At 41.0% G+C, this 12,355-nt stretch carries 16 protein-coding genes; all 16 read right to left on the minus strand.

Going from position 1 to position 12,355, the window contains the following annotated elements:
- Positions 1 to 241: 241 nt before the first annotated feature.
- Positions 242 to 3,577 carry a TipJ family phage tail tip protein gene (locus tag BHE89_RS22775; RefSeq protein ID WP_128860791.1) on the minus strand — a complete coding sequence of 1,112 codons (3,336 nt, stop codon included), beginning with the start codon at positions 3,575 to 3,577 and terminating at the stop codon, positions 242 to 244.
- Between the two features lie 19 nt (positions 3,578 to 3,596).
- Positions 3,597 to 4,175: a tail assembly protein gene (locus BHE89_RS22780; protein WP_052026929.1), complete on the minus strand. Its 579-nt coding sequence runs from the start codon at positions 4,173 to 4,175 to the stop codon at positions 3,597 to 3,599.
- A gap of 85 nt (positions 4,176 to 4,260) precedes the next feature.
- Positions 4,261 to 4,389, minus strand: a complete 129-nt coding sequence (locus BHE89_RS26680; RefSeq protein WP_286146432.1) for a hypothetical protein — start codon at positions 4,387 to 4,389, stop codon at positions 4,261 to 4,263.
- A 347-nt stretch (positions 4,390 to 4,736) separates the two neighbouring features.
- Positions 4,737 to 5,459: a C40 family peptidase gene (locus tag BHE89_RS22785; RefSeq protein ID WP_069367030.1), complete on the minus strand. Its 723-nt coding sequence runs from the start codon at positions 5,457 to 5,459 to the stop codon at positions 4,737 to 4,739.
- Positions 5,460 to 5,464: 5 nt separating this feature from the next.
- Positions 5,465 to 6,214 carry a phage minor tail protein L gene (locus BHE89_RS22790; protein ID WP_069366998.1) on the minus strand — a complete coding sequence of 250 codons (750 nt, stop codon included), beginning with the start codon at positions 6,212 to 6,214 and terminating at the stop codon, positions 5,465 to 5,467.
- Positions 6,211 to 6,543, minus strand: a complete 333-nt coding sequence (locus BHE89_RS22795; RefSeq protein WP_069366999.1) for a phage tail protein — start codon at positions 6,541 to 6,543, stop codon at positions 6,211 to 6,213. Before BHE89_RS22795 ends, BHE89_RS22790 begins: the two co-directional genes overlap by 4 nt.
- Positions 6,544 to 6,545: 2 nt before the next feature.
- Positions 6,546 to 8,309, minus strand: coding sequence for a phage tail tape measure protein (locus tag BHE89_RS26685; protein WP_286146433.1), 1,764 nt, complete (start codon positions 8,307 to 8,309; stop codon positions 6,546 to 6,548).
- Between the two features lie 46 nt (positions 8,310 to 8,355).
- On the minus strand, positions 8,356 to 8,997 hold the full coding sequence (locus BHE89_RS26690) for a phage tail tape measure protein (protein ID WP_286146434.1): 642 nt from the start codon (positions 8,995 to 8,997) through the stop codon (positions 8,356 to 8,358).
- A gap of 32 nt (positions 8,998 to 9,029) precedes the next feature.
- Positions 9,030 to 9,785 carry a tape measure protein gene (locus BHE89_RS26695; protein WP_286146435.1) on the minus strand — a complete coding sequence of 252 codons (756 nt, stop codon included), beginning with the start codon at positions 9,783 to 9,785 and terminating at the stop codon, positions 9,030 to 9,032.
- Positions 9,786 to 9,804: 19 nt separating this feature from the next.
- Positions 9,805 to 10,068, minus strand: coding sequence for a phage tail assembly protein T (locus tag BHE89_RS22805; protein ID WP_234566641.1), 264 nt, complete (start codon positions 10,066 to 10,068; stop codon positions 9,805 to 9,807).
- A 41-nt stretch (positions 10,069 to 10,109) separates the two neighbouring features.
- Positions 10,110 to 10,490, minus strand: coding sequence for a phage tail assembly chaperone (locus BHE89_RS22810; RefSeq protein WP_023582506.1), 381 nt, complete (start codon positions 10,488 to 10,490; stop codon positions 10,110 to 10,112).
- A 2-nt stretch (positions 10,491 to 10,492) separates the two neighbouring features.
- Positions 10,493 to 10,960: a phage tail tube protein gene (locus BHE89_RS22815; RefSeq protein ID WP_069367002.1), complete on the minus strand. Its 468-nt coding sequence runs from the start codon at positions 10,958 to 10,960 to the stop codon at positions 10,493 to 10,495.
- Positions 10,961 to 11,025: 65 nt separating this feature from the next.
- Positions 11,026 to 11,361: a hypothetical protein gene (locus tag BHE89_RS22820; RefSeq protein ID WP_069367003.1), complete on the minus strand. Its 336-nt coding sequence runs from the start codon at positions 11,359 to 11,361 to the stop codon at positions 11,026 to 11,028.
- Entirely contained in the window at positions 11,358 to 11,798 is a 441-nt protein-coding gene (locus BHE89_RS22825) for an HK97-gp10 family putative phage morphogenesis protein (RefSeq protein WP_069367004.1), read from the minus strand. The genes BHE89_RS22820 and BHE89_RS22825 overlap by 4 nt, the downstream gene beginning before the upstream one ends.
- A complete protein-coding gene (locus tag BHE89_RS22830) occupies positions 11,795 to 12,118 on the minus strand; it encodes a phage head closure protein (protein ID WP_069367005.1) in 324 nt (107 codons plus the stop codon). The genes BHE89_RS22825 and BHE89_RS22830 overlap by 4 nt, the downstream gene beginning before the upstream one ends.
- Positions 12,119 to 12,126: 8 nt before the next feature.
- The coding region (locus tag BHE89_RS22835) for a head-tail connector protein (protein WP_141008356.1) at positions 12,127 to 12,355 on the minus strand (229 nt) is incomplete at its 5' end.

A 12,355-nucleotide genomic window follows, 5' to 3' on the forward strand; every position in this document is an offset into this window, starting at 1 on the left:
TATTGGGTAGAAATGGTTATTGTACCACCCTATTTTTGCTGAACCTAAATACCCCATAACCTGATTATCATCAGCATCTAAATAATATTCGTTGCCTATATCTGGTTTAACATAAACACCATACATGGTTATCTCCCTTCTATTTTTCCTATTTCAATCCTAATTTCTCCTTGAGCACCGTAAACCGCAATCCGTTCATTGGTGATAACAGTATGCGCACCCGTTTTATTTGTCCCTATATCTAATTCACCCCGAACGTTCCTTTATTCATTTCAATATTGCTAGTTTTACCGTCAATCAAAAAACCATCCTTACCGGGTACATAATCACCAGATTTAATATATTCGGTAACAACAACGGAATTAAGCCATGCCTCGTTAATAAAGGCCTCACGCATAAACAATTGCCCATTCTTGGCATACATGAATAATTCCATCTTGCCATTTGCAGGGTTATACCAAGCAAAGTTATTTGCGTTGTAACCAAAGAATGATTCCAGTTTTCCATTCTTAACCTGAGCACTAATGACCTGACCTGCTGCATTGTATTTAGTGCCGTTATGAACAATCGTGATATTGATGGAATGAGTGACAACACCATCGCCTGATTGGCTAAATTCAGCCTGCATTTTTTGGTTAATCATGCCCTGCTGTTTGCCAAATTGAGCTTGCACTTGCGCCTCTGATTTAGCCATAGCTTTATTTGTTTCAGATATTGCCTCTTTATTCGTCATAACATCAGCACGAATGCGACCGACTTCTTTATCTGTGTTAGCTAAATTTTGGTTAGTTGTTTTTAACTCTGTGCGGATCTCCGTAGTTGTTTGACCGAAAGCCTTATTTAGCTCAGTAATTGACGTTTGAGTCTCTTTAATTGCAGACGTGTTATCACCAACCGCAGAGTAAATTTCTTTAACTTCTTGCGCCCATGCTTCATTATCCGTTGCACGAACTTGCCATAGCTCTTTGATTCCAGCTTGTGACTGACCGTGCTTCACTAACAAACTACGTGATAGTTGAGAGTCAGCGTTACTAAGAATAAGCGCTGTCTCAGCATTCCAATCCAAGCGTTTATCAAGTTGCTGACCGGCTTCAAATGACATGAAATGCCCATCAAGCTCTGGCAATATCGTTCCTACATCAAACTCCGATTCCCCGCGAATAAACTCAGTCCACTCAGATTGATTGCCTGTTTTATCCACCAGCCTTGCTCTAAAATAAAATGCCACACTTGCTGACAAACCTGCCATTTCATACGTTTTAGATGGATATGGAACATCAGATAGCAGCATCAGACCTTCGCCATCATTGGTTTTGCTGTACTGGATTTCAGTTTTTAACGTATCACTGGTGTTCTCACCAAATTCCCAGTCTAACTTAATACCAAAGACTAATGGTGACACTCTAAAGTTAACCGGTTTTGGTGGGTTACCCATTTTTCCGGTTAACGTTTTTTCTTCAGAATATCCCCACCCGCTTGAGATCTCAGAGGCATTAATGGCTCGAACGCGGACTAAATATCGACCAGAATAAACATTAGGAACTTCAATAGAGTTAATGGAACTGCGAGGCATATTGACCCAATTACCTTCGTTTCTACGCCATTGCGCTTCATAAGAGATTGCGTTTTCAACTTGTGGCCACTGTGCTCGCATTGTTTCAAAGCTAACGCCTTGACTGACCATTGAATAAGAATCAATGATAATGTTTTTCGGAGCTTGCTGATTATTAGGAGGAATAACGCTAATAGGCCTTTCATCAATCAACGCACCAGAATCAACATGTTCATATTTATTGGGATCATGCTGAATGGCGGTAATAGTAAATTGATTAGATTCATTTTCTGTAACACTAACAACGCGATATTGTTGCGCATACAGTTCTTCTGATTCAACAACCCACACACATTCTGTCTCTGGTGTCTCACTGTATTCCGTTGTAACAGTGATCACTTTTCCCGATACTGCTTGTATCGTTCTTGCTTGCGATTGCCCTGAAGGAAGATTGAGAATTAATCGATCACCACTCACAGCACTTGAAACACGGTCTAACGTGATATTTCTGCCATCGATGGCACTCACTCGACCACCAGTGACTTTTCCTGACAACAGTTCATCAGCAACAGCGATAATGTAACCGGGTTGCGGAATGTTCCCATCTAACCCGACAGAGAATGTCACCATTCTGTCTTTATTGTTTGTCAGTATTCCCCAGCGCCCTTTTCTGTTGGCTTCACTTTGTCGGGTGCAACCAATTGCCGTAACCTCCAATTGATTAAACCCAAACCGAGAAACTAAATCAGGTTCAAACACTGGCTCCATTGCATCAGCATATCCATTTTGCGGATCTGAATACGAAACCAATGCAGTGGAATACTTTTCTTTACTGCTACTGCTTGAATAAATAAATTTTCCATCAATCACATTAGCTCGGGTATAGCTATAATCGATATCACGAGGCATATCCGCTAATGTTACAATTTGACCGCCACCCCAATAGGTCATCCCTCGAAAGATGGCTGCAAAATCACGTAGCACGTTATACGCTTCATTTCTATCTTGCACATAAACATCACAGACATAACGAGGTTCGGTACCATCACCACCTTTTCCATCGGGTACCAATTGATCACAATACTGCGCTATACGGTATAACTCCCATTTATCTATCTGTTGTTGATTTATTCGTTGTCCAAGACCAAATCTATCGGAGATAACAATGTCGTAGAAAACCCATGCAGGATTATTGGTCCATGCCCATTTAAAGGAACCATCCCACACGCCCGTGTAGGTGCGATCAATAGGATTGTAATTTGAGGGTATTCTGATTATGCGCCCTTTCGGTTTGCACGTTATTTGCGGAATAGAGCCGTTGAATTGTTTAGAGTCGAATTCAATATAAAGTAACGCTGTATGAGGATAGGTGAATTTAGCATCAATGACTTCAGTGTAACTTTGCAAAACAACCGTATCACCGATTTTACTGCTATTAGCATCATTAGATACCTTTCTAACACGTAGTGACCATGATGTTTTCGACTCAGGTAAATCAATTCGATGCGCGCGCTCATAACCCGAAGTCGTTTTTCCTTTCACGGCACTGTCAATAATAGTTTTCCAACTACCACCGTCGGTTTGTAAATCAATGGCGTATTTAACTTCATTACCCACCAGATCCCCATTATCTTCTTGCTTGAATAATGAGGGCCACTTTAGACGAATCCGAATAGCCGATAATTGTGAATTGGTAAATGTGTGAACCCATGGTGTTTTACTCGAAATCGTTGAGCCAACATTGATTTCATTTTCAGCGCTAGGTAATCCTTGAATGTAAGTCTGTGCTTGTGTGCCTGATCTAAAATCCCACGTTACACCACTAAAATTTGCATTTCCTTCAGTGTCTTCTAACGGTGTGCCATCAAGAAAGATATTTTGTGCTGTTAACTCTCCGGCAAATTCTCCCTCACCCAAGGCAATGAGTAACTTTGCTTTAGCAATAGATTGCAAATCATCAGGTTGCTCAACAGGCACACGAGGACTACCACCGCCCCCTTTTTGACCGTGAATTGTTTTTCTCATTAGATTATTCCAAATAGACTTATTGCTGATCTTCTACATAAATACCTGCGGAAATGATGGCACCACCAATAGTTCTTTCGCCATAAAGCACTGGCACAGGGTAACCTTGAGAAACAGTATTAGTAGGAGAGCCAAATGCATACGAAGGTTTGTTTTCACCCTGATCTTGCATTGCAAGACCTTTCGGTTGAGGTGAAAGCATTTGAATAACACCGCCGATAGCTACTGATGCGCCAACAGCAAATAAAAGGTTACTGGCCCATAATGCTGATCCCCAAGGTAGCCATATAGCTGCAGCAACAAGGACGGCACCAAAAATAGTCTGAAAAACACCACCTCTTTTGCTCCCCATCACAATGGGAACGATACGAATAATTTCTTCTGATATTGGAAAATTAAGATCATCAACACCAATATTCTTTTTCCCTTTAAATACGGCGTATGTTAATCCTCGTGATTTACTGGTATTTAAATACTGTTCAAACCCATTTAAGGTACAGCAAAGTGCTCTGATTGCTTCTGATGTTGTCGTAATTATGCGCTGATGAGTTTTACCAAATGTTTTTCCTAATATTCCGCTTAACTCTATTGTTACCATTTTTTTCTTCTTGCATAAAAAACTCCCATAAAAAAAAACCCCGCACTTGGCGGGTAGGCATAAGAAATATAAGGTTATATCTTCCTTACTTTCTTCCTATTAAATCTTCGTTTAAATAGTTTCCTTTGAAATATCCTTTAGATGTACAGGTGTCAAATAATACCTGTTCATAAAATTTACCATCACCTATTTGCATAGCTGGATCTACGCCCATTTTTTGCCCTACGTCCGTAAAGTGCAATTAATTTATTGTAAGCATTTTTAGTTACAAAACTTTTAAAAACAACCCAACCAGAATATGCTCCATAAGAATTTTTTGCGTTAACTAACCCGCAATATATATATTCAGGCTCATTATTAATAGAGATGACTCTTTCGCTTAATTTGAATTTCGCGCTTTCCCCCATCTTTTAACCCATTGGATACCCATGCTTTGATTGTTATTTCTTCTTCTTGAGTTAATGGACGATAGTCAATTTTTTTTATCATCAGATTGTTTTTGTGCATACACAAAACTAGGTAGTGCCAATAATGTCATAATTAAAAATGATAATAGATTTTTCACGATAAACCCTCTTCATGTAGACTTTTATTAATTCTTAAAATAATAACCGTTCTATCTCGCCAATAACCACCATAAGGAACTCGTTGGCTTAATCTCCCATAAAGGTGATGCAACAACATACCATCATCCAGAATAATACCGGCATGATTTGCAACATTAGATTGAACCTGCATAACAACCATATCGCCTGCTTGTGGTTCACCTTCTACTTTCACAAATCCCGCTTCTTGCCAATTATCCATATAGCGATCTTCACCTCGCTCCCACCATGGATAATCAACACGATAATCAGGTAATACAATATTATGTGTTTGCTTAAAATAACTCATTATTAGCCCCCAACAATCCGTAAAACCAAGCACAAATGGACGGCCAATAAGAGGAAGTTCGCCTCGAGGAAGAATTTCACGAAAATCCCCTTCAGGGTAACTGACAATATACCAAGGGATACCCAGTGCATCACATTGAGCCTGATCTAACTCAGAAGGCTGAGTCGTAGCATCTGGATGACTATGAACAATACCAATAACGACGCCTTGGTCTTCACATAATGCATATTCTTGGGGAGAAATAACGAAGTGCTCTTGAGGTGTTGTAGCTACATTTACACAAGGTAAATACGTCTTTACTCTGTATTTTTGTACGATAACGCCACATGCTTCTTTGGGATATTCCTTTTTTGCATGAGAAAATATCGCCTCTCGTATTTTCTTTTGCATCATTATTATTTCCGTAACAATGAGGTTCCGACAAAACCACCAAAAGGAAGAGGATTATTCTTACCGAATCGAGGCACACACCCCGTTTTCAATAAACCACTGCACTTATCTAGTGATGGATCGTCAACAGGATTACCCTGTTTATCAAAATAACCATTTTGCCCTGCATAATCACACCCATCTCCCGATTTATATTGCCCTCGTAAACACCATGTACACATTGAATGTAGTTGCCGAGTGGGTATCATCACACCTTGTAAATCCATTGGACTCGCCAGTGTAAATTCAACAAATTCATTTGTTTCTGCACTTTTACTATCAATATAAAAGACAGATACTCGCTCTTGGGTAGGATCTGCAGAAGCATTCCCATCACTAAAATTTTCTGCATCGAGATAATGAGAAAGTGTATCGTGAATAATCACTTTTGCTTTCAACATATCATCATAATGCAGACATAATGCGGTTATTGAGCTATCTAAATTAGCCACTGATAGTTTAGGATTAGCGCTAGATCCCGTTGTAGAGGACTCTAACCCTTCTATTTGAACTGGCCATGCCCCATATTCATTCCCTTGCCACCAAATGGACTTAGCCTCTATTTCTCCTTTAGCCTTTTGCATTTCCTCTTCCGTGATAGGAATATTGTATGCATGGAATCTCAGAATATTAGGAACACCAAATTCTGTACCATCAACTTCAAAAAGCCGGACAGTATTGCCCGGCTCTAATTTTTGATAATCGGCTGTGATCATGATTTAAATGCCTGAATAAAAACCAAAGAAAGGGTGTAATTTCCTGCACCGTTCGGAATGAGTTTGTGTTCATCACAACGATACAATCCAAGTGGCTCAAGAGGCGGTTTCCAGAAAAATGACTTTATTCCTGCGTGTTTATCAATAAAGTGACGGATAGCTGAAATGTAATTATCATCACCCACAAACTCCATTGCCCATTTCTGACTACGTGAATTTAAACCATTGCCAGAAACTTGTTCATAACCATCCCCAAACTTGACTTTCCTTGTGTTGTAAGAGACATCTTCAGTCGGGTTTATACGTGGACACCAAGTGAATGTTTCCATTTTTAACGGCCTCCTCGAGTTGCATTCCAAATTAAACCACCCGGCCTAATATCTTTAGACATTAACTCTCGGTAACGACTATCAACAAATCGGCCAATCTCCGCACCAAACTGCTCGAATCCATTCGTTGATTGAGTTTCTGAATTACCGTTACCATCAATGGTAATGTAAACCTGAGGTGCTGAAGGAGCGCCCTGATTATTACCACCAACAACTCTAACCCCTAAGTTGCCATCTGCAGTTCGAGTTAATGGCATTATAGCCTCACTCCCTGCCTCACCCATGAGTCCGAGATTAGGCGCGCCCCCCTTAGCAAAGGCAAAATAAGTGGGTGAGCTAACGATCTGATTACTATAAGAACCTAGACTTTCTGAACTATGTACCCCACCTTTAGCATGAGCAACACCACCTAAAAATCCACCAACAGCGCCCATCCAACCACCAGCACCGGCCATTGTATTCAGGCTATTCACTATTGCCGCATTAATGAGTACATTCTGAATAGATTTCAACACGCTAACAGACCAATCTTTCCAGCTGGCTTTATTACCATTTAATTTATCGCTAATAGTATCAACCATTCCTCCCATTGCATTTTGAACAACAGAAGCTGTTTGAGTAGCGTAGTTACCGCTTTCTTGAACCCAATCTTTCATTCCTCGCGTTATACCTGCGGTCCAGTCAGATTCAGCGAGCGCTATATTTCGATACTTAAGATCTAATGCATCTAATGCTTTAGATCTGGCTTCAATATCTTCTGTTTTCTTCGCAGATTCATTGTAGATACGGTCTATTTGCTGGCTTTCTTCAAAGTAGCTTTTTTCTCTTGAACTCATGCTATTGGTTTGAGTCGCTAACGTAGCTTCATCGTTAAATTTGACTGCGGCTTCTTGCAGTTTTTTACGAGCCTCTTCCATATCACGATGCTTTTTCACGGCATCATCAGCTTTTTGCGTCCATTCTGCGAGAGCGACAGATGAACGTTCAATCGCTTCTCTTTGCTTATCAGTCCATTTAGCCCCATTTTCATGTGATGCTGCATAAAGAGAAGCGGCTTTTTCGCCTTGTGAAGCCCTAACCTTCTGAACCTCTGTTGCTACACTTAAATCTGCAATCTTCCGCTCATATTGTTCTGCGGTTCTTTCAGCTTCTTTTTGCGCCTTTTCGTAGGCGCTTTGTGTTGCCCTCCCCGTTTTAAGAGATTCATTTAGCTTTTGCTGACTCCTGTATGCGTCTACCTGATTTTCAATATATTTTCTTCTAGCATCAGCAAATTCTGGTGTATTTAATAACCCAACATCATCAGCAGAAAACTCAGCTTGTTTGACTATTTTGTCCTCACCCGATAATGAAGATAGAGTCTTATTTCTCTCTGAATTATCTATTAACGCCTGCTGTTTATCAGTCAATGTTGCATTGGGAATGCGCATTGGAATATTAACTAATGCCTGTCGAGTCGCTAAAACATTATTACCAATATTCATAATTTGATTGAATTTGGTTTGCTCGGCATTCATTAATAGCAGTGATTGATGGGTTTTATTTTGCTCTAAGTCCTGTTGACGTATAAGAAAATTTCGCTGGCTGTCTACCGCATTTAATGCGCTTGTCGTTTTTTCTTTCTCTTGTTCCATTTGATACAACCGCTGAGTTTCAGCGGCTAATGCAGATACAGTTTCCTTTATACGCCATTGTAATCTTTCTCTTGCTACACCTTCAGGCAAATTCTCCACTTCACGTTGAGCACTTACTATGCCACGCTCCATGTTTTTGATTTTAGCAAGTTGCTTTTCGTATTCCTCAATTTGAACTTCAAGCGTTTTTCTTTATATTTTTTGACTCATCATGCGACTGCGATAGAGTCATGTTGGGCATACGTTCTTTGAGAGTATCTAACGTATTAGCATACTCAAGGGCAGATCTTCTCGCATCTTGCTGGCGCTGATGCATAATATACCAAGCAGTCGCGCCCGCCATTACGAGACCAGGAACCCCACCAATTAACCCCATTGCACCACCAAGAAGACGTGTTCCAACCGAAGTTACTCTATTAAGGTTTTCTTGTGCTGTGCGTCTAGCTGAAATATTCCGGTTTAATGTTCCTTGTGCGGAAGCTAAGCGACGTTCAGCCAATGCTTGTTGCTCAACACTTTGTGCTGCTAACCTTGCCTGTTGAGCACGATAGACTGCCGCCCTTGCTCTAGCCGTTGATATTTTGATACCTTGCAATTGAGCTTGAGCATGTGCTATTTCACTTTTTGTTGCACGCGCAACCCCAATGGTTGCATTCGCCACACTCGTTGTCAGCCCGCCAAAATAACGCGCCAGACCTAGACCAATTAACACACCAGAAACAGAGGCTATACCATCAATATTGTTCGCAATCCCCTCCATTGCGGTTGATAGTGTGCGAGTAGCACCTGATGTTTCATTAACATTGCCAATCCATGCCATGAACGCATTTTCAATCTTCTGTGCAGACCCACTTACCGTGCTGGTAATTGCTCAAATTCGGCTCGTAACTGTTGCGTATTTGTCAGGATAGGAACAATTTTATCCATCGTGAGTAGTCCACTTTGCGACATTTCACGCAGGCCACCAATCGTCGTCCCCATACCATCAGCCAGCATTTTTGCTAATCGCCCACCATTTTCCATAACGGCATTAAATTCTTCACCGCGAAGAACACCCGAGCCTAATGCTTGACTTAGCTGTGTAATAACAGAACTGGTTTCTTCAGCGCTGGCGCCAGAGAGTTTTAATGAAGTTGCAATGGTTTCGGTTACTTTCGCAACATCACTTGAGGCATAACCCGCATCACGCATGGATTGTGCAACACGGCTGTATAGATTCGTATTCGCTGCAATGGATGTGCCTGTTCGTTGGCTCAGCGTCATTAACTCTTGCTGTGCTTGTTTAAAATCTTCCATCGACGTAGACGCTAATTTTAATCGACCACTGAGTTGACTCCATATGTCTGCATAATTGATAAGTTGCTGTGTTGCAAAAGCCCCTGCAAATGCACCCGCAACGCCTGACACGGTATTTTTAATGGACGATAATTCACCATTTAGATCATGGATAGCGCGTTGCATTTCACGAGATGCACCACTGGCGCGTCGCCCGCCTTGCTCAATGATCCGATAATAGTTTTCTCCCATACGCGAAGCCCGCGCTATTTCAGATTGAAACGAGGAAGAATTAGCAGAAATTTTAATAATCAGTTCACGCAGTTTTGCCATTTTATCCTCGCAAAAATAATTAATTTTCTGAAATAGACTGAAAGAAATTCTCTAACCCATTAGAACTATCATCACTTTCTTGGGTTGCTTTGGGGTCCCACCGTAAAAGCACATCAGAAAGCGTGCATTTACCGCCTTGAGAGTGATAAATAGAAGAAACGAGATGTGCTGTTTGAATATCACTACGAATATCACCGATGGGATTAATGCGATCAAAAGCCATCCACATCCGAAGTTCACTCAAGCTCATTTGGCGAGTGAGTTCATCAAGAGTGCGCCCCATGCGGAGCGCCAGTGTCATTAAAAAGAAAGTATCAGGCTGGGCTACTTTTTTTCTGCATCATCGACCGAAATAGTTAAATCGAGCGCTTGTTTTAATAAACGAGAATGTACAGGGCCATAAATAGCCATCACATCGTTGATGTCTGATTCATCAAAAACGACCTCCCCGTTTTCATCACGCAACACATCAATAAACATCACAACATCGGCACGTAAATTACGTTGTGCAATTTCAATGTCAGATAACGAATGTTCATCTTCAGCATTATCATGATGAATAATTTCACGCCACTTCATCCATGCAGGTGATGACGGTTCACGAAGCATAACAACCGCATTTTCCCATTCAGCAACATTCACTTTCTTTGTGCGAAAAGCGTTCTTTTCACTTAAAGCCAGTGATTTTAATGACGGTTTTTTCATGGTTATTCGCTACCTTTATTTAAATTAACAGTCCCGTTTTTAATCGGCTTAGATTTACCTTTTAAACGTAGGGTAAATGAAGCTGAAACCACACCCGAAGTAGAAACACTCCAACTGTTTTGACGTACCTCGGCTAAAAAGGCATAGCCAATCCCCGAAGGGAACTCCACTTTAAAGGCATGAACTTCATCATTTTCATACGCGGTACGTAATGTTTCTTGTCCTTCATCATCGGTGAAATTACCATTAATGGTGAATTCTGCAGGTGCGGATAATCCATTGGTAACTTCTTGCTCCTCAGAGCAGAGCGTGGTGACATCAATATCTGATTTCTGCCCACCGGTATAACTGATTTCTTTTGTTGAACAAGAAATTCCTAAAAATACCGCATCAGCTGGGTTAACTTCTGTTGCGGGTAATTTCGAGACACTGATTTTAGTGCCTTGTGTTTTTTCATATTTACTAGACATGATCATTTCCTATTGGCATAAAAAAACCACCCGAAGGTGGCTTTAGTGTGAATAATAAGGCGATGCTATTGCCAAAATTGGCACTCAAATGTTGCTCTAAACAATCCTGTATCTGGCTCGTAGTCTTGTTTCTCTGAAATTTCAACAGGACTTAATTTTGTTAAGGCATTAGCAAATAACAAGCGAAGCGTTCTCGCCTCATCAATCGTATCGGCATAAACATCAACCTGAATATTCGTCATCGTTTCGGCTTGCCCCTTCAGTACATCGCCTTTGATATCGTACAAAGAGAAGACACACCAAGGCGCTGTTATTGCAGGGCTTGATTGTGGAACAACACACGGAAAAACTTTATCAGGTAATACGGGTGATAAAATTGCGTAGATATCAGCCTCTGTCATTTTCCTAGCGCCTCATCAATCGCTCTATTTAATTCGCTAATGGCTAAATTGGCTGCCTTATCCGATTCACGATCAAAAGTAGGACGAACAAAAGGCCTCGGCGCCATTTTAGAAGTGCCCTCTTCAAGAAAGCGCCAATAAAAGGCATTGTTAGGATGATCACTTTTCATGGATGTATCACTGTTTGTGCCTGAAGCGTTACTCCCTCGAACATAAACGCCCGAAGAAACCTCACCTTTATTGCGCATTCTGTGATTACGGGTCACTATATTTCGTGCTAATTTTCCCGTCTTTCGTGGTGCGGACGTTCTGATTTCATCACGTAATAACGTTGCGGCCGCATTGGTTGCTTTTCGCATCGCTTGATGACTTTCAGCTCGACTTAAAACATCTAACTCTCTTGATAAGTCGAGTAGATCGGAGAAATCCAAATTCATGATTGTTTAACTCCTTGTTTGCATAGCAATTCTAATCGAGTCAATTTCTCATCAGGGATGACTGACTGAATGTCATAAATTTGCTCACACCAAACCATTCTGCAGGTACTGTTAATGTCGGGTCGATAACGCATCCACACTCTAACAGTAACCTCTGACATTTCAGCATTAGCGGATATCAGTTCACGACCAGAAAGATGTTTTACTTCGCACCGCACTGAAGCGATATCAACCCACTCTTTTTTAAGTTGCCCTGAAGGTAATTTAATGGGTGCGTTACGCTGAAATTTAACCTTGTGCCTTAGGCGACCAGCTTGCATACAACCTCCTACACACCGTAAATTCGATAAGGCTGCAATAACGCTTCCACTGCAAATGGTTGAGTTGAAAACGAGCTTACCGTAATCACACCTTCTCGATTGTCATACCACTGCCCAATCAGTAGTAACATGGCTGCTGAAACATCATCTGTCAGTAATAGATGATCGGCATCTTCTTGGTATCCTTCCGATACTTCCTTTTCATAAAGCGTCCTGCGAGTGTAGTTCTCGACAAAC

Origin of the sequence: Shigella sp. FC1967 (assembly GCF_001743005.1) — a bacterium.
GTDB lineage: Bacteria > Pseudomonadota > Gammaproteobacteria > Enterobacterales > Enterobacteriaceae > Proteus.